Below are 24608 nucleotides of genomic sequence, written 5' to 3'. Positions count from 1 at the left end.
TGAAAAGTTCCGGAACATACTGAAAAAATACAAAAACAGCCCTGATAAAAGGACGGCAACCCGGCCCGGACAAGCCGTCAAAAAAGGCCGGGCAAGCGCCTTTCGGGCGCGCCCGGTGGTATGGCCTTCTTCTAACTAGACAATGGCCCTGCGGGCGTCAACAGACTTTTTGCTTTACAAAGCACCCTGGCGCGCCTACATAAAGGACATGATGTCTGTCGCTCCCGAAACACGTGGTTCAGGGCGGGCGTTTTTTCCAGCGCCCGGTCTGCCGGATTTTTTGAAGTTCCCGCCGTTCAGGGCTGCAGCCGTACCCGTCGTTCCCCGTTGAAAAGCGGGGCTTTTTTTTACCTTTTACACAGCACTGCCATGAATACCGACAATCGCTACCACTGGCCGCACAAGGACCTGCTGGACGTAACGCAGTTGAGCAGGGCGGATACCCTGCATCTGCTTGATCTGGCCGCCAGCTTTCAGGAAATAAACAGCCGCCCGGTCAAAAAGGTTCCTACCCTCAAGGGCAAGACCGTAGTGCTTTTTTTTGTGGAAAACAGCACGCGTACCAAAACATCCTTTGATGTGGCGGGCAAACGCCTTTCGGCAGACACTTTTGCGCTGGGCAAGAGCGGCTCAAGCCTCAACAAGGGTGAAAGCCTCAAGGATACGGCCCTGACGCTTCAGGCCATGTCTCCGGATGTCATCGTCATGCGCCATTCCAGCAGCGGCGCGGCACGCTATGTGGCAGACCTGCTGCCCTGCGGCGTGGTGAACGGCGGCGATGGCTGGCATGCCCATCCCACACAGGCGCTGCTGGACTGCTTCAGCCTGCGTGAAGCCTGGAAGAATTCCTTTGAGGGCCGTACCCTGCTTATTCTGGGCGATATAGCTCACAGCCGGGTGGCGCGCTCCAATATCCACCTGCTTACCAGCCTTGGCGTGCGCATACGGGTATGCGCCCCGCGCACCCTGCTGCCCGCCGGGGTGGACCGCTGGCCGGTGGAGGTATATACCGATTTAAGGCAGGCAGTGCGCGATGTGGACGCCGTAATGTGCCTGCGCTTGCAACTGGAGCGGCAGCAGGCAGGGCTTTTGCCCGATCTGGCCGAATATTCGCGGCGCTTCTGCCTTGGTCTTGAACACATGGCGCTGGCCCGGCCCGGCGCCGGTGTGCTGCACCCCGGTCCCATGAACCGGGGCCTGGAAATTTCAGACGATATGGCCGATGCCCCCGCAAGCCTGGTACTTGATCAGGTGGCTGCGGGCGTGGCCACACGCATGGCAGTGCTGTATCTTCTGGCCACGCGCAATGATGGAGGACGCGCATGAGGCTTTGCATTAAAAATGCCCGCCACCTGGAAGCCCCGGTGGATCTTCTGGTGACCGGCGGAAAAATCACGACCATGACCCCGGCGGGGCATCACACGCCCCCCGAAGGCTGCGAGATTTTTGACGCGCGCGGCCTTGTGCTCATGCCGAGCCTTATCGACGCCCACGTACACCTGCGCGAACCCGGCTTTGAGTATAAAGAAGACGTGGCATCGGGCCTTGAAGCTGCCGCACACGGCGGTTTTGGCGGGGTCATGTGCATGGCCAATACAAAGCCCGTCAATGATACGGCGAGCGTTACCCGTCATATGCTGGACAAGGCCCGCCAGAGCCATCCGCACGGCCCGCGCCTGTTCCCTGTGGCCGCCGCCACCGTGGGCCTCAAGGGTGAAATGATGGCCCCTCTGGCCGAGCTCAAGGAGGCCGGCTGCGTAGCTGTTTCCAATGACGGCCGCCCGCTGGAGAATGCCGAACTCGTGCGCCGTATCATGGAATATGCGGCGGATCTGGGGCTTGTGCTCATTGATCATTGCGAAGACCCGCACCTGGCCCGTGGCTGGATCATGCATGAAGGGCATACCAGCGGTCTGCTGGGTCTCAAGGGGCAGCCCGCCGCAGGTGAGGCCGTGCAGGCCGCCCGCGACATCATGCTTGCAGAATATCTTGATATTCCTGTGCATATTGCGCATGTTTCGGCGGAACTGACGGTGGATATCATCCGCTGGGCCAAGGCGCGCGGCGTCAAGGTCAGCGCGGAAACATGCCCGCATTACCTGCTGCTGGACGAGCACGCGCTTGAGAACTACAGTACTCAGGCCAAGGTCAGCCCGCCCCTGCGCACGGCGCGTGACCGCGATGCCCTGCGTGAAGCTGTGAAAACGGGTGTTGTGGACATTCTTGTTACCGACCATGCGCCCCATGCGGCCCATGAAAAGGATGGGACCCTGGACGAGGCCCCCTGCGGCTTTACCGGCCTTGACCTGGCCCTGAGCCTTACCTGGGGGCTTGTGTGTGAAGGCGTGCTGGCTGAGGCCGATGCGCACCGCCTGTGGTGCCGCCGGCCAGGCGAAATTTTTGCCTTGCCGTGGAACGGGTTTATCCCCGGCGACCCGGCAGACTTCTTTTTGTTTGACCCGGACGAAACATGGCTTGCCTCACGGGAAACCATGTATTCCAAAAGCCTGAACACGCCCTTTATGGGGCAGACACTGCGCGGGCGCGTCAAGCATCACTGGATGGGGGGCAAGCAGCTCTTCTGACCCCCGCCCGCGCCGCAACGGGGGTTACATGTATCAGATATTGCAGGATAAAAGCCTCTTTCGCCCCCACTGCCTGATCAACGGGCAGTGGTGCGACGCGGCGGACAAAAGCGTTATCGAAGTCACCAATCCGGCCAACGGCAAGCTGCTTGGCCATGTGCCCAACTGCGGCGAGGTCGAGACCCGGCATGCCGTGGAGTCCGCACACGCGGCGTTTGATGCCTGGAAGGCCAAAAGCCCGCAGGAGCGCGGAGTCTACCTGCATGCCTGGGAACAGGCCATACATGCCAATCTTGAAGATCTGGCCCGGCTGCTTACCCTCGAAGAAGGCAAGCCGCTGGCCGAGGCCAGGGCGGAAATTCTTCAGGGCGCATCTTACTTTCCCTGGTATGCCGAAGAGGCGCGGCGGGTAAGTGGCGAGGTTGTACCCACGTTCCGTCACGGCGCTCAGGCGCTGACCCGGCACGCTCCCCTTGGAGTGGCGGCGGCTATCACGCCGTGGAACTTCCCCATGTCCATGATCCCCCGCAAGGTAGCTCCGGCGCTGGCCGCGGGCTGCACTGCCATTGTCAAGCCTGCCGGCGCTACGCCGTACAGCGCGCTGGCCCTGGCGGAACTGGCCGTGCGGGTGGGTATTCCCGCCGGGGTGTTCAACGTCATTACGGGCAATGCCGGGGCCATCGGCGCAGTCATTACCTCAAGCCCGCTTGTGCGCAAGCTCAGCTTTACAGGCTCCACGCCTGTGGGCAGAAACCTTGCCGCCCAGTGCGGCCCCACCCTCAAGCGCGTATCGCTGGAGCTTGGCGGCAACGCGCCGTTTATTGTCTTTGACGACGCTGACCTGGACCAGGCCACAGCAATGGCCATGGGCAACAAGTTCCGTAACGCCGGGCAAACCTGCATCTGCGCCAACCGTTTTCTGGTGCACAAGGACGTTTTTGACGCCTTTGTGCGCCGTCTGCTGCATGGCATGCGCGGCCTGCATGTGGGGGACGGCCTGAAAGCCGATACCACAATGGGACCGCTCATTGACGCCGGGGCCGTGGCGCATGTGGATGCGCTTGTGCGTGATGCGCAGGAAAAGGGCGCATGCCGCGTGACGGGCGGGCAGCCCCACAGCCTTGGGGGAAATTTTTATGAACCCACGCTGCTCACGGGGCTTCGGCCCGAGATGCGCATCTTCCGCGAAGAAATCTTCGGGCCGGTAGCGGCCGTGATGTCTTTTGAAAGCGAAGAGGAAGCCATCGCCCTTGCCAATGATACGGAATACGGGCTGGCGTCCTACGTCTGCACACGGGATATGGCGCGCGTGTGGCGGCTCTGGCAGGGTTTGCGCTTCGGCATGGTCGGCATCAATGATGCGGCGCTGGCCTCGGCCGAAACGCCTTTTGGCGGCGTCAAGGGCAGCGGGCTCGGCCGTGAGGGAGGTCGGGAAGGTCTGCTGGAATATATGGAAACACATTACGCCCTGCTGGGCGGTCTTGCGCAGGCATAATCCGGCCTGCACCTGTATCCTGCACCACATTTCAGGTTTCTTCCCCCGGCAGATGACAGATGCCGGGGGGAGCGACCGGGACGGCGACGAGGGGGCCGCAGAAAAAGGGTCTTTCAAAAAGCTCATAAATGTGCTCTAAAGGGTCCATAGATTATATTATAAAATGTTTTGATACGGCGGCAGCGCGCGGAGACACCGGGTTCGAACGCCCGGTTGCCCTGGTCGCAGGGTTCGCAGCGTTTTTTTATATACGCCAAATTCCGGGAGCAGCCATGAGCATACGACACCCCATTGCGGCGGGACGTTTTTATCCTGCTGATGCCGAGCAGTTGAAAAAAGAAATCCACATGTGGTTTATGTCCGGGGGTGTACCTGAAAATCTTGTCCCTGGTGAAATGCCGCGTGAAGAGAATGCGCGTTTGCTGGGGCTTATGCTGCCTCACGCGGGGTATGTTTACTGCGGGCGTGTTATTGGCGGCACGCTGACCAGCGCCTGGGCTGGCTCCACAGCCGGAGCCAACCTGCCCCAGCGGCTTTTTATCCTGTGCCCGAACCATACCGGGCAGGGGCGGACGCTGGGCGTCTGGACCGACGGCCACTGGCTGACCCCCCTGGGGCCGGTAGTGGTGGACGAGGAGCTTGGGCAGGCGCTGGTGCAGGCTGCCGGAGGTTTTTTTGAGGACGAACTTTGCCATGTGAGTGAACACTCCATTGAAGTGTTGCTACCGTTTTTGCAAAGTCTGCCTTTACCCCGCGAGCAGTCTGGGCGCAGCATCGTGCCTGTCTGTGTAGGCACGCGCAACCCCGATGCCTTGCGTGCCGCGGGCCTTGCCCTGGCGCGGGTTGTACAGGCGTTTGAGGCGGACGGGCAAAGTGTGGGCATAGTTGTCAGTTCTGATCTGAACCATTATCAGAGCCAGGAACTGACCCTGCATAAAGATGCTCTCGCCCTTGCCCAGGTGCTTGCCTGCGATCCCGATGGCCTGCTGAACGTGGTGGAGCGTGAAAGCATCACCATGTGCGGCGCAGGGGCCATGGCACTGGCCCTGTTTACAGCGCATGCCATGGGCAGCCCCTGGGCCGAACTGGCCCTGTATGACACCTCGGCGGCCGCGTCCGGCGATACCAGCCGGGTGGTCGGTTACGCGGGTTTGCGTTTCGGCCTCGCGTAGCCCTGTCTTGAGCTTTGCTCCGTTGTTCCGGCTGGGTGGCGCGGGCCATGCGGATGCAGCGGCAAAGAATGAAGCCGCCCGGATAACGGTTTGCGCATGAACGCAGTACGGTGCACCAGGCTGCTTTTGCGGGTCTGATCCATTATGTATTTTGTATAAACTCCCCAGCCTACGGCATGCCGTAGGCTGGGGAGTTTTTTGTATTGCACGGGGCCGTGGTTTTTTCTTGACATCCGCTGCTTGAATATTATGCTCATTTGAGCAAAACAAAAAACGCGGTTCTGCCGCGTAAAGGAGCGGACTATGAAAGTTGCCGTTTCAAGTGAAGGTCCGGGCCTGGATGCGCAGGTCGATCCCCGGTTCGGACGTGCTGCGGGCTTCGTGGTTGTGGATACAGACAGTGCGCAGCAGGAATATGTGGACAACGGGGAATCGCAGGTAATGGCCCAGGGGGCGGGCATTCAGACCGCGGAGCGCCTTTCGGCCCTTGGGGTCAAGGCCGTGCTCAGCGGCTATGTAGGTCCCAAGGCCTTTGCGGCGCTTCAGGCTGCGGGAATGGAAGTGTACCAGGATATGGACGGCCGCAGCGTGGGCGAAGCCGTACGCATATATACAAACGGGGCGGCCAGCCCGGCCCAGGCCCCCAACAGGTAGGGCGGCATGCGTATTGCTTTTGCCAGCGGCAAGGGAGGGGCGGGAAAAACCACAGTGGCGGCCTCGCTGGCTGTAACGTGGCCCGCCTCCTGCATGTTGGTGGACGCGGATGTGGAGGCGCCCAACCTGCATCTTTTTCTGCGTCCGCAACTGTTCGCGCCCGAGAAGGTTTTTTTGCCCGTGCCGGAACTGAACAAGGAAAAGTGCACGGCCTGCGGGGCCTGTGGAGAAATCTGCGCCTATAAGGCCATTGCGATTCTTGGCGGCAAGCCGGTCATTTTTTCAGACATGTGCCACGGCTGTGGCGGCTGTTTCGCGGTATGCCCGTCCGGCGCGCTGGACGAAGGCCGGCGCGAGCTTGGCAGCCTGCAGCATGGCGTATGGAGCGCGGCCCCGGACAGGGAAAATACCTTGCTCATGGGCAGAAGCCGTGTGGGCGAGGCCATGTCACCGCCCCTGCTGCGGGCGCTCGAAAAAGCGCTTGATGCCCGGTTGGGCGCTGCGGCGGGCGTCAGTACTGCATCTGCTCCCGCTGCGGATTCCGCACTGGCTGCCGTGTCGCCAGATATGCCTTCGGATGCGCTGCCGGATGTTTTGCCGGATGTCCTGATAGACGCCCCCCCCGGCGTGAGCTGCCCGGCCATGACCACGGCCCGCCTGGCGGATGTTGTTGTGCTGGTGGCCGAATCAACCCCATTCGGTATGTATGATTTTACGCTGGCCCATCAGGCCTTCAGCCATCTGGGCATGCCGGTGGCTGTGGTGATGAACCGCGTGGGTATGCCGGGCAACGAGTCCGGCGATGAGGTTCTTGATCACTACTGTGCAGAAAAGGGGCTGCCGCTGCTGGCTCGCCTGCCTTTTGACCGTCAGGCTGCCGAAGGTTACGCGCGCGGGCAGTTGCCGCCTGTGGGGCAGAGTGCCGGAGCACCGAGCTGGCGGCGACGGTTTGAAGCGCTTGGCAAAGACCTGCGGCGATGGGCTGCCGCAGCGCAAGACCGCGCCAAAGAAGCGCATGTTTCCGTAACTTGCGGTGAATCCGCCGCAAAGGAGGAAACGTCGTGCGCGAAATAGTTGTTATCAGCGGCAAGGGCGGAACAGGAAAAACCACGGTGTGCGCCTCGCTGGCGGCGCTGGCCGCTCGCGGGGGTGAAAAGCCCGTGCTGTGCGACCTGGATGTGGATGTGCCTGATCTGCACATCATCTTCAGGCCCCAGATATGTAAGGAGCAGGCTTTCATTTCCGGCAATACGGCTGTCATCAACCGGCAAGGCTGCACGTTGTGCGGCCGCTGTATGGACCTGTGCCGGTTTGGGGCCATAAGCCGTAAAGGGGAGTTTTACCATATAGACGCTCTTCACTGCGAAGGCTGCGGCGTATGCCACAAGCTTTGCCCGGCCGAGGCTGTAGATTTTCCACAGCGCCACTGCGGCACATGGTACTTGAGCCGCACGCGGTTCGGTCCCTTTGTGCATGCCCAGCTTGATCCGGGTCAGGAAAATTCGGGCCGTCTGGTGAGTCTGCTCAAGCAGCAGGCGCGCGAAACAGCCCGGAGTGAAGGCAGCGACCTTGTGCTTTGCGATGGTTCGCCCGGCGTGGGCTGCCCTGTAATCAGCTCTCTTTCCGGGGCCACTCTGGCCGTGGCAGTGGTCGAGCCGACACCATCCGGGCGTCACGATTTCGACCGCGTGGCCGACCTGTGCGGGCATTTTCGTATACCTGTGGCTATCATCATCAACAAGGCCGACCTCAATACCGAAGAAGCCGACGCCCTGGAGGCAGAGGCCGCAAGCGCGGGGCATACTGTGGCGGGGCGACTGCCCTTCAGCCCGCTTGTGGTGCAGGCCATGGCGCGCGGCGAAGCGCTGACCGAGCGCGATTCGCCCCTTGCCGATGAACTTGCCCGCATCTGGCGGCGCATTACCGGGGCGGCGGATGCGGCCACCCGGTCAAATACAAACAGCACCATAAAAACCCTGTAAAGGATGTAGTACAATGAGCAAGACAGTTCTGGCGATTCCTTCCGAACTCCCCGGCGGCATGGATGCAGGCATGGGCATGCACTTTGGGCATTGCGCCATCTACACGATTGTTGAAATAGAAAACGGGGCTGTGACGGCCCAGTCCACCCTGGCGGCTGTGCCGCATCAGCAGGGGGGCTGCCTTGCGCCGGTGCAGTATCTTGCCGGCCACGGCGTTACGGCCCTGCTGGCGGGCGGCATGGGCATGCGCCCCCTTGCGGGCTTTAACCAGATGAACATAGAAGTGTTTTTTGCAGGTAACTGCGCCACCGTGGGCCAGGCTGTAGAGGCTTTTCTGCAAAACAAGCTCAACCGCTTCAATCTGGACCAGACCTGCGGCGGCTGCGAGCACTAGGGCCTTTGCCGCCTGCAACGTTCTTGTTAGTTTTATTTGCACTGGCGCGGCGGCTCCGGGCAATGGACAGCAAAAAAGTTGTCGATCCGCTGTTTCGCAGAAGTGCCGGGCATAAAGCGGGAGCTGTTTCAGGAAGTACCTGCTTCTGGTAAAACAGTCCCTGAGCGTTGTCGGCGCAAGATTATTCATCCGTCTTACCGTTATGCAGGTTTTCAGCCTGCGGCGGTTCCCCGTGCGCGGAACCGGTTTACCCCTCCGGTTCCGCGCAACAGACTCTGCCGCTTCACCTTCTCTTGACGATACCCACACCATGTCCTACCTTGGATACAAGAGCTACCAGTAAACAGTCTCAGCACTGGAAAATTGAAATTTTATGCCCAGACCCTGTCATTGCCGCCGTGTCAGCGCCCTTCCAAAGAACAGTTATTTTAAGCCCAAGGGTGTACCCCTGACTGACCTTGAAGAAACCATCCTGCCTTTGGATGGTCTGGAGGCCTTGCGCCTGGCCGACTATGAAGGCCTGAACATGGATGAGGCCGCCGCGCGGATGGGCGTTTCACGCCATACCTTCGGCAGGCTTTTGCGCCGCGCGCGGCGTTGTGTGGCCGAAGCCCTTGTGGACGGCCTTGCCCTGCGCATTGAGGGCGGCGTCTGCGCCGTGGGCATCCCGGAGGATGAGGCGCCGGTTCCGGATGACGAAGGCGTGCTCGTGGCCGTGCCGTCACAGGGGCAGGGCGGCCTTGAATCCGCGCCGCACCCCCATTTTGGGCGCTGCTCTGCCTATACGCTGGCCAGGGTTGAAAACGGCAAGGTCGGGCATGTTACAGTGCGGACCAATTTGGGGCATATGCCGGGCGATTGTGGCGGCCCCGTGCAGCTTCTGGCGCGACTGGGAGTGACAGTTCTGCTGGCAGGCGGCATGGGTCTGCGCCCGCTTCAGGCCATGCAGGCTGCCGGCATTGCGGTATATCACAATGCGGGGCTGCCCAGCGTCGGCTCCTGTCTTGACGCTTTTGCCGCCGGCAGGCTGGCGGCTTTCAGCACAGAACATCTGTGCCAGGGCGGGTGCGCGCCGGAAGAATAGATTTTTCTACGCACGCATGGCCGGGCATGGTTTACGCCTTTTTCGGCCATCATAATCGAGTGCAGGGACGCCATGAGCAATACAGTGAAAACTGACGGCAAGGCCCCTGTAACCGCCATACCTTCTGAACATTCCCCCTTTGTGGCGGATCAGGGCAGGCAAACCCGCAACGCGGCCCAGACCAGGCAGAGAATACTGCTGGCGGCGCGTAGCCTCTTTGCCAACAATAACTATGAAAGCGTGGGCACACGGGAAATAGCGGCCAAGGCCGGGGTCAATGCCACGCTTATCAACAGGTACTTCGGTTCAAAGAGAAAGCTCTTTGTGGCCGTAGTGGAATCCCTTAGTGAATTGATACCTCCAAGAGACGTGGAGGCCGATGTGGCTGGTCTGCTGGCTCAGGCATAGGAGAGCATAGTCAGTGGCTGGACGAGTTTCGTATCGTTCTTTTTTCGGCGCTTGATCAGGAAGTTTCTGATATTATCGTCGATTTTTTTGAAAAAAGACGCAAGGGGCTGGCGCGGCGATTGGCTGGCCCCGGTGCTGCTGCCAGAGCGGATGCGGTTTTTTCGCTTTTGACAGGGGCGGCAATAGTCGTGAGCCTGGTGCGCGGCAATCAGAAAAATGATCTGGACCAGAAGGAATTTCGCAAAAGACTGGGCCAGGTGCTGGTCCCGCTGCTTGCAGCCGGGTAAAGGCCCGTACTGGAACAAAATACGCAGAGGCGGAACAGCGTGGGCGGGTTGCCCGGCTGTTCCGCCTCTGTTGTTTTTATTGGCGCCATGCCGTCAGTGCACGGCGTACACCTTTTATCGCGCAGACGGCAGCAATGCTTTACCGTCACGCAGGCATTTCAATGCGAATATGCTTTAGAGCCATTGCACTTTGAAATTGCTCTGACGGCTGCACGGGCAGGCGTATGTCGTCCAGGTGTATGCGCAGCTTGTCTGCGCTGTTAAGCGCCGTACCGGACGTGTCTTAACTGTTGAGAATGTATATTCTCAACAGGTTAAATGCCTAGTTGAACAGCCCACTCTGGCGCATGAGCTCCTGCCCGTTGGCCAGTGAAGGCAGCAGGGTTCCCACCATGATGAAATAGTGTACGGCCACCGGGCGGAACGAGTAGCGGGGCAAAACAAAAATAAAGATAAAGCACAGGGCCGCGATGACAAATACAAAAATATTGGCCTGTTGCGAACCCCAAGGGATGCCCTTGAGGTGCAACAGCGCATATATGGCCCAGGAAAGGGCCATGGCGCAGACAAACAGGATGTTGAACAACGGGTGGCTGCGCCAACTGGCAATATAGGCGTCGATCATTTTCCCGCCCGCGCCGCCACGGGGCCAAGTCCACCGCCAACGGCTACGGCGGCGGCAATATTGCGCGCAGCCGTGCGCAGATTGTCTGCACCTTCGGCCAGGGCCTCGTCAATGCTGCAGGGGCGGTAGAGCACGCTGAAGATGGCGTCAATGCCGTGCTCATGCACCACATCGGCGTCATGGCGCAGGGAACCGCCGATGGCGATTACGGGCTTGCCGTGGCGCTTTGCCACGCGGGCCACGCCCACCGGGGCCTTGCCAAAGGCAGTCTGCCCGTCAATGCGGCCTTCGCCGGTGATGACAAGGTCCGCGTCTCTGACAAGCGCGTCAAGCCCTACGGCCTCGGTGACAATTTCGCTGCCCGGGCGCAGGCGGCCATGCAAAAAGGCGTACATGCCGCCACCCATGCCTCCGGCGGCTCCGGCTCCGGAGATTTCGGCCATATCAATACCAAGGTCGCGAAGGGTTATGGCTGCGAAATTTTGCAGGTAGCCGTCAAGCTGCTGCACCATTTCGGGCGTAGCCCCTTTTTGCGGGCCAAAAATAGCCGATGCGCCACGCGGGCCGCAAAGGGGATTGTCTACGTCACAGGCCACGTCAATAACGGTGTCCTTCAGGCGGGGATCAATGCCGGACACGTCTATGCGCGCAAGCTTGCCGAGACCAAGGCCCGTAGGCTCGATTTCTTGTCCCTGCTCATCAAGCAAACGCACGCCGAGTGCCTGAAGCATGCCTGCGCCGCCCTCATTGGTGGCGCTGCCGCCGATGCCGAGGATGAATCTGCGCGCTCCGGCGTCCAGAGCCGAGCGTATAAGCTCGCCTGTTCCGTAGCTTGTGGTACGCAGGGGATTGCGTTTTTCAGGCGGCACTAGCCCCAGGCCGCTGGCCGTGGCCATTTCAATGACGGCCATGCCGCCATCGCCCGTAAGGCCGTAAAAAGCTTCCACGGCTTCGCCGAGAGGCCCCCTGACCGTCACCGGCACAATGGTTCCCCGGGTTGCTTCCACCATAGCTTCCACAGTGCCTTCGCCGCCGTCGGCCACGGGAACCTTGATGTACTCGGCCCCGGGAAAAATCTCGCGAAAGCCCGACTCTATAAGCGTGGCGACTTGCAGGGCCGACAGGCATTCCTTGTATGAATCCGGCGCAATGACGATTTTCATGCAATGCTCCTTATGGCATGTTACGCTTGAGATAGCCGCTTGGGCGTAGCCGGACCAGCCTGCGCACCCCGCAGGCATTGCCGCGCTGCGCGCCGCCAGGATTTTTCATGCATCAGGGCAGGCAACAATGGGATACCCTGAAAAGAGACAATTGACAGTCACAGGGCGTTCGGTCTTCGGCCTGATGCCCTGTTGTTCAAGGGCAGGTTCCCGGGCAGAGAGGGCTTCTGCCCGGGAAAACCGCGCTTTGTCCGGGCAATCCCCGGACATGCCTGCCGCGCGTATTTCACCGCCGTAACATCCGGCATGGAGCGGGCGGCAGGCGCCTTGGGCCGGCGTTCGCCACGAAGATGTAAACACCGCGGTGAGCGCCGTAGCAGCCTTGAGAGCATACATTCTCAAGGCTGACCTGCCTAGAGGAACATCTGCAGCAGCAGCGTGCCACCCAGGCCGAGCACTGCGGCGATGGTGGTTCCCGCCGTGTAGGTAGCATACATGGAAGCCATGGGAATGCCGAGCGATTCTTTGACGAACCAGAAGCCGGAGTCCGTCACCTGCGAAGCGCCGATGGCCCCTGCACCGATGACGATGGCCATGAGTGCCGGGTCAAGCTGGGGGTTGGCGCTGAGCACCGGCAGAATAAGGCCTGCCGCTGTCATCATGGCCACAGTGGCGCTGCCGAGGGCAAAACGCAATGTGATGGCGATAATCCAGGCCAGAATGAGGGGGCTTACCTGAAGGCTGGTGAGCACCTGCTTGAGCACAAGGCCCACGCCGCTGTCGGTGATAATCTGGTTGAGCGCTCCGGCAGCACCGATAACAAGCATGATGGATGCCAGGGGAGCCATGCCGGATTCGCTGAAGCGCCCGAGCTGGTCCCAGTTGAATCCGCGGGCGCGGCCCAGCACAAAGTAGGCCACCACCGCCGAGATGAACAGGGCGATCATGGGTGTGCCGATAAAGTTCACATAGGTCATGTAAGCAGGGGGATTCTGCTTGTCGATGCTCAGTTCCACAACGGTTTTGGCGATCATGAGCAGCAGCGGCAGCAGAACCACAAAAAGGGTGCTGCCGAAGGGGGGCAGTTCAGATTCCTTGCGCGGCTCGGTGTCGGCATAGGCTCCGGTAAGTGGCACAGGGGGCAGCCGTTTGGCAATGAACTTGCCGTAAATCGGTCCGGCCACGCAGGCGGCGGGCAGGCCCACCAGCAGGCCGAAAAAGATGACCTTGCCCACATCGGCCTTGAGCAGGTCGGTAACGGCCATGGCCGCCGGATGGGGCGGAACGATGCAGTGCACCGTGGTCAGGGCTACCACAAGGGCCATGCCCACCTGAATAAGCGGCAGTTTGGATTCTTTGACAATGGAGAACATCAACGGCGTGAGCAGGATGATGCCGACCTGAAGAAAAACAGGAATGCCGCAAACATAGCCAACAATCATCATGGCCCAGTGCGCCCGTGACTGCCCGAGAATGCGTATGAGGGTGCGCGCCAGCCTTTCTGCCGCGCCCGAAACCTCCATAAGTTTACCCAGAATGGCCCCCAGCGCGAGAATGGGCGCGAGAAAGCCCAGGGTTTTGCCAAGGCCGCCTTCAAAGGCCACCACAATTTTTGCCAACTCCATATTGTGGGTCAGCGCCAGAAACAGGCTTGCGGTGGTCAATGAAACAAATGCGTGTATCTTGAAGCAGATGCACAGCACAATGACTATGGCGATAGCAATGGCCAGCATTGTCATCGAATAGCCGATACCAAAAGCTTGAGCGGTTCCCATCATCACTCTCCGAACGGCGGTTGCGTTATGGCCCGGCGAATTGCCGGGCCGGGGTGTACGGGGTTAACAGGCGTCCCCGGAAGAGCCGATTGCCAGTCCATTCTTGTTCGTTCTGCCTCAGGCGTGAGCGTTCCTGAAGGCGGGTGCGTACAGGGCGGCAAGCCGTATGGCTTCCACCATGCTGACAGCGCTGGCCTTGCCCTTTCCGGCAATGTCAAAGGCCGTGCCGTGGTCCACAGACGTGCGCAATATGGGCATGCCAAGGGTCAGGGAGATGGTGCGCTCAAAATCCACCATCTTGGTCGCGATATGCCCCTGGTCGTGATACAGCGAAAGCACCGCGTCCCACGCGCCCTTGAGGGCAAAGTGAAAGACAGAGTCGGCCGGATTGGGGCCGTGCGCATTGAGTCCGCCCTTTTTGGCTTCTTCAATGGCCGGAACGATTTCCACATCTTCTTCATTGCCGAAAAGGCCGTGCTCGCCGCAATGCGGGTTAAGGCCGGCCACTACAATGGAGGGGTTTTCAATGCCCAGCAGGCGCATGGCTTCGGCGCAGCGGTTCAGGTAGTCCAGCACGCGCTCTTTTTTCACGGCCCGGCAGGCGTCCATGAGCGAAAGATGCCGGGTGAGAAAGAAAACGCGCAGGTTATGAACCTGGAACATGGTCAGGGGGTCGGCCGTACCCGTAAGGTCGCCCAGAATTTCGGTATGTCCGATATAGGGCACGCCGCCCGCCTTGAGCGATTCCTTGTTGATGGGCGTGGTGGCGAGAACATCGGCTTTGCCCGCCATGGTCAGTTCAACACCTTTTTTGATGTACTCAAAGGCCGCCTTGCCGCACTGCGCCTGAATCTTGCCATATGCAAAATCGGCCAGATCCAGATTGTCCATGTTCAGGATATTGGCTGCGCCTTCGCGCCATCCACCGAGGTTTTCATCAACTTCGTTGAAATCCGGGGTCACATTCATGAGCGCGGCGGCGCGCTTCATGATTTCGGTATTGCCGACCACAAGTACGCGGGCGGTCTCGGCGACCACCGGGTCTACGAGGGACGCTGCCAGAATTTCCGGGCCGATCCCGGCCGGGTCGCCCATGGGGGCGCAAATGAGGGGTTTCATATATATTTTCCTTGTTTTTTGGTATTATGATGGGCGCTTGCGCGTGGAAATCTTGGTAAAGAGGTATTCCACGCATTCGACCAGGCTGTTTTTGTCGCCCACAAAGCCGCCCTTGGTGATCATAGGCAGGTTTTTCTGCACGCCGCCGATGATGTGACCGTAAACAGCAAGGGGCAGCACCTGATCGCGCACCGTGAAGCCGCCTGCCGCAAGCGTGCGGATGACAGACACCGTGACTTCGCCGCCAGAGGTGTACAGGCCGCCGATGCGCAGATCTTCCCGACGCAGGGCGCGGTCGGTCACATCGGCGATGGCATTGTTTATGCGCAGCGAAATTTCCGCATGCGTCAGGTTCATCCGGCGCGACATGTCGTCCAGGGAAAAGACATCTTCCTTGCTGGCCGCCGTGCAGATACCGAGAACCGTGGCGCCTGCCGGGGGTGTGCATACGGCATCAAGCACACGCGTGCATTCTTCGGCCGCTCCGGCGGCTCCTTCAAGAATCTTGCGTACATTCATGTGGATGAGATGGCAGGGGTGGGCAAGGTGCAGGGCTTCCATCTGCACGCGGGTAAGCTCGCTGGTGCTGCCAATGGCAAGAAACACGCGGTCTTCATATTGCGCCCGAGGCGCCTGCACACGCACGGCCGCCAGTTCGGCCGTGAAGGGGCCGGGGTCTACAGATATGAGAGGATAGGGCGCATCAGCCAGGGACTGGGCAATGGTGGCAATATCCTCGTCCGACACTGCATCGCAGGCCACCACGCGGCAGCCTTTGGCGCGCAGGGCTTCGATGAGCCCTCGCACGGCCTCCGCACCGGCAAGTATGGTCTCAAGGGGAACAAAGCCGCAGGCCAGCGAGCTTTGCTCTGAAAATATTTTGAGCACCGAGGTGTTTTTGATGGGGGTGGCCGCATCCTGCGCGATAGGCGAACGCTCCAGCGGCACACCGTGGACAATCTGGTATCCGCCAACGCAGATGCGGCCCGAAGACGGGTAGGACGGCACAAGCACGGCAAGAGAGTCCTCATGCCCGTAACTTTCGTCCATCGCCTTGACGGCGGCTTCTATCTCCGCGCCGACATTGCCCCGCAGGGTGGAGTCTACCCGCTTGGCCACCAGAGCCGGTTTTTCAGCGCAGAACATCTTGACCGCCGCGTACACGGCGTCCCAGGCTTTTTGCGGTGAAAGCAGGCGGCTTTCGGCATTGAGCGATACAGCGGTGAATGCTTCAAAATACTGCGGGTCCCACTTGTCAAGGCCCAGGCAGGTGGCGCTGGAAAATCCCTTGGCGGTAAGCAGCGCCCCGTTGGCGTTGGCCCCTGTAAAATCGTCGGCGATGACAGCTATGTTCATGTAATTCTCCTGTTTCCCGGCAGTATGGCGGAAGATGGATGCCCGCGGAGGGGCTGGTCAGGAACCGGCGTACAGCAGGCTGGCGCCGGCGGCTTCAAGCTGCTGGCGCGCTCCTGCGGGGAGGCCGCCGTCTGTGATGATACGGTAAAAATCCTCAACACCGGCCACGCGCCAAGGGCTGAACTTGGCGTACTTGGATGAGTCCACAAGCAGGATGCTTTTATCCGCACTTTCCATAAGCTGTGCTTTGCGGTGCATCTTTTCAGAGGAGCTGGTGGTTACGCCGTGCTCGGCCTCCCATACGTTGATGCCCACAAAGGCCATTGTGGTGCGGATGCGACGCAGGTATTTCATCACGTCAACATCGTTGCAGGCCCGGCTGACGGGGTCTACGCGGCCTCCGGTAAGAAAGACTTCAATGTGCGCATGCCCGGACAGGATCAAGGCAATTTCAAGGTCGGGCGTAACCACGCTCAGGCGGCTGATGGGCAGGGACGGCAAAAGGCGTGCAAGTTCAAGAGTGGTGGTTCCCGCGTCAAGGGCGATAAAAGCATCGTCCTCGATAAAGCCGCAAGCGGCACGGGCAATGTCGGTTTTGGCCTGGCGCATGCACGACGCCTTGTGGGACCGTGGTATGTCGTGCGCCTCAAAGCCCACAGGCACGGCTCCGCCCCAGGTGATTTCAAGCAGGTTCTGCTCTTCCAGCACCTTGAGGTCACGGCGTACGGTCATGATGGAAATGCCCAGGATCTCGGCCAGTTCGCGTGTGTTAACAGCGCCCTGGCTTTTGATGATATGGGCCATTTTTCTACGTCGTTCAACCGGCAGCATGGCAAGTATCCTGTTACACCTGTGTGTTATTTCTTAGGCTATCTTGTTAAATTTTGTTATCTGCGGTTACGGCACTTCAGTCAAGTGGTTCAACGAAAAAAGCTCCGGATTTTATCCGAAGCTTTTTTCGTTGCGAGCGTATCTACGACTTTTTGTTAATTTTTGTTTCGGCGGGCGGGCAGCGGCAGTTCCCGGGATTTTTTCAGGCGGCTGCGCGGAATTTTGCCTCTTTCAGCTCATGCAGATATTCCCTGTTTTTTTGCAGATAAAAGGTCAGCACACGGGAAAAATCCTTGCCAAGCAGACCCTGCAAAAGCTGGGTGGTAATTTCGCGTTCAAGACGCAGCAGCGAATGCAAAGCCAGAATCCCCTGCTTTTCCTCCGGCGGGATGGTATTGATTTTTTGCCAGAAAATCTGCCTGGCGCGGGGCTTGAAATACCACATGTACATCATGTCCAGCATGTGCTCCAGGGCCTGCTTTGCCGCTACAGGGTCGTTTTTATAGAGTTTTTTCCAGTATTCCTGAGGATGTAACAGCATTTTTGCCAGATTGCGGTGGGGGAAAAGCAGTTCCTGGGTGGCGAGGCTTTTGAAAATCTGCGCAAACTTGCTGTTGTAATCGCTTTGCCGCATGCGCAGGTAATGGTTGCGGTCGGCAAAGCCTTCAATAATAGCCGCCACGAGGTCTGAAGAACACTTGGACACAATGGCCGCGCAGTTTTGCAGCAGCATCATGGGGTCCGGCAGTTGCAGGAGAATGAAAAACTGCAGGAGCGCATGTCCGAGCAGCATGGACAACGGTATGGACAGGGCGCTGCGGAACAGGTTGCCGACCACAGCCTCCTTGGGCAGGCCCCGGAAGATGTTGTGCCCGGAAATATAGATGCTGTTCACAAGGGCAATGACCGTATAGACCATGATGGCATTGTTCTGCACGGTTATGTCCATCAGGTCTTCAAGCAGCCACAGGCGCACGGCCACTTCAAGCAGAGGAACGGATATGCCCGTATACATGAGGGAGTCTGCCATGCGGCTCCAGCTCACATAACGGTTCCACGGCACAAGCATGGACCGGCTGAAGGCCCCGCCGCCCACCATGGATTGTGCCACGTTGCGCACGGCCGTGATGGCAAACCAGAGCAGCGCGCCAAACCAGGTGAGCACCCACCAGCTTCCCACATACCAGAATGCCCATTGCGCGGGCAGAAAACCTGCCAGAATCTTGAGCAGGTTGACCACATCGCTGTTCATATAGGTAGGGTTCCAGGGGCTGACATCAAAGGCGGGCTTGGCGCTGTCCTTGGTATTCTCCCTGTTCATGCCCTTGGCATCAACGCCGCCCAGGGTAACGAGGTTGCCGCCCTGGCCCACTGTGGTTGTCTTTTTTTCAAGCCCCCAGCCGTGCACGCAGTGGCAGCCAAGCTGACGGAGCCCGGGCAGACGGCGCAGGCGTTTTATCCACCACGGTTGCGCATACGGCGGTTCGTGATGCTGCTCGAAGCTGTAAATATCTGTATGCACGGGCAGAAGCAGCCGTTGCTCCTTGTCTTCCCGGGCAAGGGCGTCGCGGGCCTGCTGCGGCAGGGTTTCAACAAAGACCAGCCCCATGCCGTGAGTATGGTGCGAGCGGCTTGTGGAGTCTGTGCCGATGCGCGAGCCGAGCGGGGCGGACGCATAGAATTCCTGAAGCCGTGGCAACTGGTCGAGCACGGCCTGCAACAGCGGGCGGCGGGCGGAGTCTTCCGGCTCTTCACGCACGATCTGGCGAACAACCTGTTTAAGACGCAGTATGCTGCCTTCATTGATGGCCCGTTGCAGGCAGTTGATGGCTTCCACATGGCCGAGCTGTCCGCTGGTCCATTCCCGCAAGTTGAACAGCTCAAGGTGGGTGATGTGCCCCTTGCCGCGCCACAGCAGCTCCAGAATATCCTGGGGAGTCAAGCCCGCGAGGTTAAGCACCATCTGGCACGGATGCAGGGGGGTAAGGGCTTCCAGCAGCGCTTCGGGCTCACGCTGTAGCACATCGGGCAGGCTTTTGTGCGGCGTATAGGGAAAGACCAGGCCCGGGTTGGCGGCCGGACTCAGCCATTCCGCGCGGATGGTGTCGGGTATGAAGTCTTCAAGGCTTTCAACAAGGGCTTTTGTTGCGTCGCGCGCGTCGCCCTGCTGTTGCTCCATCTTCCGGCGCAGGTTGCCCGCCGTCTCATGCGCCAGCGGCGCCCACTGGGAAAAGATGTATTCTGCCAGATGCAGGGATGAAGGCTGCCGATGGCCCACATAGGCCAGAAAGCCCCCTTCTTTCAGCGGCGCCGGCACGGGGATGCCCAGTTGTCCGGCCAGACGGGGGGCGTGAATGGTGTTCCAGGCCCGCAGCAGGCGCAGCACATGTTCCTGCATCCACGTATTCACGGCGGCATATTCCGACAGCGCCCCGGCGATGTCGGGCCTGCGCAGCAGGTCTGCAAAAGCCTTGGGACTGTTGATATCAAGGGGAACCCAGGTGAATTCCACCATCTTGTCGCGAAAGGCCGCGCGAAATTCTATGCCGATACGCACCGTGATATCCATGATGCGGGCGGCACGCAGCAATTCGCTGGCAGCCTCGGGATCAACGGTATTATAGTAGATGACCGTTAAAAAGCGGATGCCCTTGACCCAGGCGTCCATGACCAGATGCGTGGGGCTTTTGCGTCCCTTGGTGTTGGCGTCGTGCACGTGATGGTCAAATGCCTGCTGATTCCAGGCCTCGGGCATTTCCAGCAGGTGATAGCGGCACAGCAGTTTGCGGATGATGCGGGGAGTGCCGCGCACAGCCTGATGAAACTCGTGGGCCAGAGGGAGCTGCAAATGGGTGTGCGGGCTGGAGCGGACAAGATCCTTCATGAGCTGGATGAGCACGCGCGCGGTATTTTTCTGCAAGGGAGAGCGCACGGAATACAGCACTTCGTCATGCAGGCGGCGCAGGGCGTGCAGCCTTTCCTGGGGGCCGCCGTCTTCAAGGCTTTCAAGCAGAATGATGGCGGCCCGCGCCATGCGCAGGCCCGGCTCGGAGGTCAGCTCGATAACGCCGTTGGGGTGCAGGGCCGGATCCGGCTGGGGCAGGGACTGGTTGCGCGCGCGGGCGGCAGAAAAGTCGTTGACGAGGCGGACCAGTTGATGGTCCTGGGGGTCAAAAAGCCACGGCGCGCAGTGCGGGGGGGCAGCGTCCATGCCCGGCTTCGGCGTGCGTGTGGTATTTTCTTTTTCAGCTATGGAAGTATTCATTATATTGCAGTTCTTTACACCGGCTATCAAGAGATGCTTCGCGCGTTCGCCATGTTTGAACGCGGCGGCCTTGGCCTTCGCCAGCGAGATGCAAAGCCCCCCTTATCTTGCGCGTAAGAGGGGCTGCAGTGCCTTGCCGCAGGAAATGCGGAAAGGCCGGGGAGGATACTAGAACGAATAGTGGAAGTTGAGACCCACCTTGAACACATTGGGATTGTCGGGGCGCTGCGCCCATTCGCGCCCGTATTTTACCCCGTCGGGAGCCGTGTAGCTCCAGGTGTCCTTGTCAAAATCCACATAAAGGTACGATGCTTCAACAACAAGCTTGAGATTTTCGTAAATCTTGTATTCGGTATTCCAGTCCACTTCCATGGCCCAGTCATTGGTGGTCAGGTATGAACCGATGGCCCCGGCCGGCGAAATGCCGTTGATGTTTTCGTCTAACAGATATTGTGATTCCGCGATCTTTTTGGGCATATTTGCGGAGTTGGTTCCCCGCATGTAGAGCACCTTGATATGGCTTGTCAGGTCTTCCATCAGGGAAATGTCCCGCAATTGCAGCGCGAGGCCCCAGAGGCCGATGGGCTGATAGGCGAAAATGCCGTCATACGCGCCTGAAGACGTGGTTCCCTTGAAGCCGGTGTGCGTATATTCCCAGTTGCCCGACATGGCCGGCATGCGCTCCGAACCGTTATTGAGGTTGTCGTCATCGCCGGAACTGTACCAGGCAAAGATGCCGGGCGTACCCCAGTCAAGTTTGTATTCGGCAAGCATGCTGGCGAACCAGCCGCTGCGGTTATAGCGGTCGGCATCAAGAGACCCGTGCTTGCCCAGTTTTTTGACCTTGCCGTTATCCTTGGTATAGGTCTCGTCGCGGTACATGCCGTTACCTTGCTTGTTGCCGTACATAAAGTCAAATTTCAGTATGAAGGGGTCGAAACGGTTGAGATTTGCGGAAACTCCGCCCCACCATGTGTAGGTTTCGCCACCGCCGTATTCGAGCAGCATGGGGGCCTTGCCTGTGCCTGTATAAACGCCCATGCCTTCCTGAAGTTTTTTACGTGAGGTTTTGATAAAGTTTTCGCTGTAATCCTTGTTGGGGTTGCGGCCGATGCCGTCGCCCATGGCGGCAAAGCCCACCCAGGGGGTCATGTTGAAGCCGTCAAAACGCACGGGAAAAAGCAGGGCGAAAAAGTCCAGCGCGTCGTTATCGGGATTGTCCGGGTCGTAGGCCGTGCCATTATAGTATGATGGCGTGGTATCAAGGGGGCTGTCATTAAGCAGGCGCGCCCACATGGCCGTAACAGAAAAGTTTTCGTTAACGCGCGAAGAGGCCACAATACCGGCGGCATCGTCATCCAGCACAAAGTTGCCGCTGGAGGCGAACAGGGGCAGCTTCATGCCCTGAATGCCCATGCGCACCTTGATGTCGGTGCTGGGAACCTGCCAGTCAAGAAAGGCGCGCTTGAGCTTGATGAGTGTGCCGTCGGCCCCCAGGGCGCCGCCCATGGCACGGTTGTTTTTTTCAGCCTGTCCGTAGTAGATATCGCCAATTTCAATACCTACCGTGCCGGAAAGGGATTTGGAAGCCTTGGCTTCAAGGTAAAGGCGCAGTCGTTCACCGGCAGAAAAATCGTCTCCGGTGCTGTCTCCGGCGCGGCTGTTTGCAAAGGCGCTGTTAGTGGCAACTTCGTAGGAAAAGCTCCAGTAACCCCTGATTTTGAAGTCAATAGCGCTGGCGGTGCTTACCCCTCCAAGCGTAAGTGCGGCAGCCAGAATCAATGTGGACAGCTTTTTCATCGGCATTCTCCATGCAATGACGCGGATGTGGTTTATCCAGTGTCAGGTTTTACCCTCTGCCCGGCAGTAGGTTGACCCTGTTCAGTCGCTTTACGCTTTTTGGTGTCTTGCACGGAGCTTACAATGTTTCATCAATGGCACGTAAATCAGAATTGCCAATGGGGAAGATAATGAAACGTTATCTATAAAATTTACCGAAATAAAACTGGCAGGTTTGGTGTGGCGGCAAAAACGCGCCATGGCGGCACGGTTGACAATCACCGCCATCTGCACGAGCATTTGCGGACATTGAGCATTTTCAACAAGGCCGGTTGATGCCCGCATGAATATTGATCACTTGAAAACATTTCATAAAATTGCCGAAACCGGCAATTTTACCCAGGCCGCGCGCGACCTTTTTCTTACACAGCCCGCAGTGAGCATGCAGGTGCAGAGCCTTGAGAACAGCCTTGGCGTTCCCCTGTTTGACAGGTCTCGGCGCAAGGTGAACCTCACAAGCGAAGGGCGTGTGCTCTATGAGTATACGCAGCGTATATTCAGCCTTGTCAACCAGATGCAGGACGAGTTTCAGCGCCTTAGCCAGCTTGATACCGGCCGTCTTGTGCTTGGCGCTTCGGCCATTATGAGCGCCTACTATCTGCCCAGTTATATGGTACTTTTTCATCAGCGTCATCCCGGCGTCACCCTGGATCTGGCTGTGCACAATTCGCACGTCATTGCCGAAAAAGTGTACCGGGGAGAGCTGGAAATCGGTTTTTGCGGCTCATCGCCGTCGCATCCCAATCTTCGCGCGCATTTTCTGCACCGTGAGCCGCTTATTGTGGTTGCGGGGCGCAAGTCCACCCTGGCGCAAAACACCGGCCCGGTCAGCGCCGATGACCTGCTGGCGCATCCCTTTATTTTGCGGGAGCAGGGAACCCGCGTGACCAACAAGGTGCAGGAATGGTTCAAAGCCCGTGCCAGTCGGCCGGAGCGTCCGTCATTCATGACCGTGGACAATATGGAGGTTGCCAAGCAACTGGTGATCAACGGGCTGGGCGTTACGGCCCTGCCGCGGTATGCGGCCGCGCTGGAACTGGCGGCAGGGCAGTTGACGCAGTTGCGGCTGGAGTCTTTTGACCTGCATGTGAACTACTCGCTGGTCTATATGGAAGGTCAGCGCCTGAGCCGCACGGTCAGCCGTTTTCTTGCGCTGCTTTTTGAGCTTGGCGTGCCGCTGCCCGAAGATATTCTGGAGCGTTTGCCGTAGGGCTGTGTATCGCCTTGAGCGCACTGGCCAGGCATCGGCTCCGTCACCGGCAGGGGCGGGCCGTGCCGCGCATGTTCCTTGCCGACACACTGAAAGCGCCCCTTGCGGGGCGCTTTTCTGCAGGCAATGGGGTTGCCTGGGGTGGAGGGGTTAGGGGGATTTTGCAGCCGCCAGAGCCTAGTCGCTGATGTTGCGGGCCTGCGGAGAAAAATACACGCGGGGATTGCCGTCGGGATCAAGCGCGGGCTTGTCGGCTTCGGTAATGACGGAGCGCTCAAACTGCAGGGCTGCATCGCCGATAATGCGGACGGCTTCGGTGCGGTCCAGCATGCCGTTGCTGCTCAGGTAGGGTTTTCCGCTCTTGTCCTTGCCCTTGTACGAGGTGAACCATGTCTGAAGTATGTTTGTCACGCCGGGAAACTGCTCGTCGAGCTGCTTGACGCCGCGTACTTTTTCAAAGGGCGAACCCACGGCGGCCATGACGATCTTGCTGTCTTCCTCGCCGCTGTCGTTGAGGGTCAGCACGCCCAGAGGACGGGCCTTCAGAATGCTGCCTCTGGGTACGGCATCACCAAGAACGATGACGTCAAGCGGGTCCCCATCGCCGCCCAGTTCCTTGGCGAGAACGGTGCGCGGCACAAAGCCGTAGTTGCCGGGATAGGGGAGGTACTGCACGTAGCGGGGCTGGCCGTTTTTCTGCTCAAGAACCATAAGGCCGGTGGCATGATCCACTTCGTATTTGGCCGTGGTTCCGGCGGGTATTTCAATGACCACGTTGACAGTTCCGTCCGCATTATGCGCCGGATAGCCGGTAAGATAGTTTTTTTCTCCTTTGAGCACAGCCTGCTGGGCGCGCGCTGCCGTTGTTTCGCCAAAAGACGCTGCGGGCATGGCAAGAAGGCATATGGCAAGGAGGAATATGAATCTTTTCATTGCATCACGCTCCTGAATGGTAATAGCGGTGAACCATGACATCTCATCAGGGCAGTTGAACGTGTTCAGCGGTCACCTGCTCTGCATCCAGAGCAGGGTTGCTTTGCGGTCACCTGCTCTGCATCCAGAGCAGGGTTGCTTTAGTGAGTGGCGTAAAAAAATTTAAAAATACGTATTCGTAACGTTACAGGGCGTTAGGAGGGGTCGTCATTGTATGCGGCTTTTTCAGGAGCCGGAACGCCCTTGGCGGCTTTGCCAGCAGCTTTGGCTGCCTCTGCGGGCGCTGCGGAATTTGCTCCGGCGGCGGCATCAAGCGAAATATGCTGATACTGCGGTATGTCAAAATGGGGCGGCTTGACGCCGGGGATGACCAGGATGTGGGCATTTTTTTTGCTTTCCGGGTCTTCATAGCGCATTTCGGGGCTTTTGCG

Annotated in this window: 22 protein-coding genes; 12 read left to right on the top strand and 10 right to left on the bottom strand. The window is 59.1% G+C overall.

Annotated elements, in window-relative coordinates:
- Positions 1 to 369: 369 nt before the first annotated feature.
- The 11 genes from QZ377_RS08755 to QZ377_RS08705 all read left to right on the top strand — a co-directional run bounded on the left by QZ377_RS08755 (position 370) and on the right by QZ377_RS08705 (position 10061).
- Positions 370 to 1326: an aspartate carbamoyltransferase catalytic subunit gene (locus QZ377_RS08755; RefSeq protein ID WP_291440777.1), complete on the top strand. Its 957-nt coding sequence runs from the start codon at positions 370 to 372 to the stop codon at positions 1324 to 1326.
- Positions 1323 to 2585: a dihydroorotase gene (locus QZ377_RS08750; RefSeq protein ID WP_291440776.1), complete on the top strand. Its 1263-nt coding sequence runs from the start codon at positions 1323 to 1325 to the stop codon at positions 2583 to 2585. Before QZ377_RS08755 ends, QZ377_RS08750 begins: the two co-directional genes overlap by 4 nt.
- 28 nt (positions 2586 to 2613) lie before the next feature.
- Complete coding sequence (locus QZ377_RS08745) at positions 2614 to 4080, top strand: NAD-dependent succinate-semialdehyde dehydrogenase (protein ID WP_291440775.1); 1467 nt, start codon at positions 2614 to 2616, stop codon at positions 4078 to 4080.
- Between the two features lie 272 nt (positions 4081 to 4352).
- Positions 4353 to 5252 carry an AmmeMemoRadiSam system protein B gene (gene amrB, locus QZ377_RS08740; RefSeq protein ID WP_291440774.1) on the top strand — a complete coding sequence of 300 codons (900 nt, stop codon included), beginning with the start codon at positions 4353 to 4355 and terminating at the stop codon, positions 5250 to 5252.
- 303 nt (positions 5253 to 5555) lie between these two features.
- Positions 5556 to 5906 (top strand): NifB/NifX family molybdenum-iron cluster-binding protein, encoded by a 351-nt coding sequence (locus QZ377_RS08735; RefSeq protein WP_291440773.1) that lies wholly within the window; start codon positions 5556 to 5558, stop codon positions 5904 to 5906.
- A 6-nt stretch (positions 5907 to 5912) separates the two neighbouring features.
- On the top strand, positions 5913 to 6980 hold the full coding sequence (locus QZ377_RS08730) for an ATP-binding protein (RefSeq protein WP_291440772.1): 1068 nt from the start codon (positions 5913 to 5915) through the stop codon (positions 6978 to 6980).
- Complete coding sequence (locus tag QZ377_RS08725) at positions 6968 to 7888, top strand: ATP-binding protein (RefSeq protein ID WP_291440771.1); 921 nt, start codon at positions 6968 to 6970, stop codon at positions 7886 to 7888. Before QZ377_RS08730 ends, QZ377_RS08725 begins: the two co-directional genes overlap by 13 nt.
- 13 nt (positions 7889 to 7901) lie before the next feature.
- Positions 7902 to 8282: a NifB/NifX family molybdenum-iron cluster-binding protein gene (locus QZ377_RS08720; protein WP_012625484.1), complete on the top strand. Its 381-nt coding sequence runs from the start codon at positions 7902 to 7904 to the stop codon at positions 8280 to 8282.
- A 373-nt stretch (positions 8283 to 8655) separates the two neighbouring features.
- A complete protein-coding gene (locus QZ377_RS08715; protein WP_291440770.1) occupies positions 8656 to 9366 on the top strand; it encodes a DUF134 domain-containing protein in 711 nt (236 codons plus the stop codon).
- Positions 9367 to 9438: 72 nt separating this feature from the next.
- A complete protein-coding gene (locus QZ377_RS08710; RefSeq protein WP_291440769.1) occupies positions 9439 to 9774 on the top strand; it encodes a helix-turn-helix domain-containing protein in 336 nt (111 codons plus the stop codon).
- The gene (locus QZ377_RS08705) at positions 9717 to 10061 is read left to right on the top strand and encodes a hypothetical protein (protein ID WP_365854729.1); all 345 of its coding nucleotides are present in this window, start codon (positions 9717 to 9719) and stop codon (positions 10059 to 10061) included. The genes QZ377_RS08710 and QZ377_RS08705 overlap by 58 nt, the downstream gene beginning before the upstream one ends.
- Before the next feature lie 322 nt (positions 10062 to 10383).
- Here the strand turns inward: QZ377_RS08705 and QZ377_RS08700 are convergent, their stop codons facing one another.
- The 8 genes from QZ377_RS08700 to QZ377_RS08665 all read right to left on the bottom strand — a co-directional run bounded on the left by QZ377_RS08700 (position 10384) and on the right by QZ377_RS08665 (position 21995).
- Positions 10384 to 10686: a hypothetical protein gene (locus QZ377_RS08700; RefSeq protein ID WP_291440768.1), complete on the bottom strand. Its 303-nt coding sequence runs from the start codon at positions 10684 to 10686 to the stop codon at positions 10384 to 10386.
- Positions 10683 to 11849 (bottom strand): glycerate kinase, encoded by a 1167-nt coding sequence (locus QZ377_RS08695; protein ID WP_291440767.1) that lies wholly within the window; start codon positions 11847 to 11849, stop codon positions 10683 to 10685. The genes QZ377_RS08700 and QZ377_RS08695 overlap by 4 nt, the downstream gene beginning before the upstream one ends.
- Before the next feature lie 413 nt (positions 11850 to 12262).
- Complete coding sequence (locus QZ377_RS08690) at positions 12263 to 13624, bottom strand: gluconate:H+ symporter (protein WP_291440766.1); 1362 nt, start codon at positions 13622 to 13624, stop codon at positions 12263 to 12265.
- Positions 13625 to 13741: 117 nt separating this feature from the next.
- Positions 13742 to 14743: a 4-hydroxythreonine-4-phosphate dehydrogenase PdxA gene (gene pdxA, locus QZ377_RS08685; RefSeq protein WP_291440765.1), complete on the bottom strand. Its 1002-nt coding sequence runs from the start codon at positions 14741 to 14743 to the stop codon at positions 13742 to 13744.
- 24 nt (positions 14744 to 14767) lie between these two features.
- Positions 14768 to 16099: a four-carbon acid sugar kinase family protein gene (locus QZ377_RS08680; RefSeq protein WP_291440764.1), complete on the bottom strand. Its 1332-nt coding sequence runs from the start codon at positions 16097 to 16099 to the stop codon at positions 14768 to 14770.
- A gap of 57 nt (positions 16100 to 16156) precedes the next feature.
- The gene (locus QZ377_RS08675; RefSeq protein WP_291440763.1) at positions 16157 to 16930 is read right to left on the bottom strand and encodes a DeoR/GlpR family DNA-binding transcription regulator; all 774 of its coding nucleotides are present in this window, start codon (positions 16928 to 16930) and stop codon (positions 16157 to 16159) included.
- Positions 16931 to 17132: 202 nt separating this feature from the next.
- Positions 17133 to 20195 (bottom strand): hypothetical protein, encoded by a 3063-nt coding sequence (locus QZ377_RS08670; RefSeq protein ID WP_291440762.1) that lies wholly within the window; start codon positions 20193 to 20195, stop codon positions 17133 to 17135.
- Positions 20196 to 20363: 168 nt separating this feature from the next.
- Positions 20364 to 21995, bottom strand: a complete 1632-nt coding sequence (locus QZ377_RS08665; RefSeq protein ID WP_291440761.1) for an outer membrane homotrimeric porin — start codon at positions 21993 to 21995, stop codon at positions 20364 to 20366.
- A gap of 322 nt (positions 21996 to 22317) precedes the next feature.
- Here QZ377_RS08665 and QZ377_RS08660 point away from each other — a divergent pair, with 322 nt between their 5' ends.
- Positions 22318 to 23244 (top strand): LysR family transcriptional regulator, encoded by a 927-nt coding sequence (locus QZ377_RS08660; protein WP_291440760.1) that lies wholly within the window; start codon positions 22318 to 22320, stop codon positions 23242 to 23244.
- 177 nt (positions 23245 to 23421) lie between these two features.
- On the opposite strand, the gene QZ377_RS08655 is transcribed toward QZ377_RS08660, so the two are convergent.
- Entirely contained in the window at positions 23422 to 24177 is a 756-nt protein-coding gene (locus tag QZ377_RS08655; RefSeq protein WP_291440759.1) for an inorganic diphosphatase, read from the bottom strand.
- A 194-nt stretch (positions 24178 to 24371) separates the two neighbouring features.
- On the bottom strand, positions 24372 to 24608 hold a 237-nt coding region (locus QZ377_RS08650), incomplete at its 5' end, for a hypothetical protein (protein WP_291440758.1).

Source organism: Desulfovibrio sp., assembly GCF_019424165.1.
Classification (GTDB): domain Bacteria; phylum Desulfobacterota; class Desulfovibrionia; order Desulfovibrionales; family Desulfovibrionaceae; genus Desulfovibrio.
The sequence above is the reverse complement of the archived record's forward strand: the minus strand, read 5'-3'. Positions and strand labels throughout refer to the sequence as shown.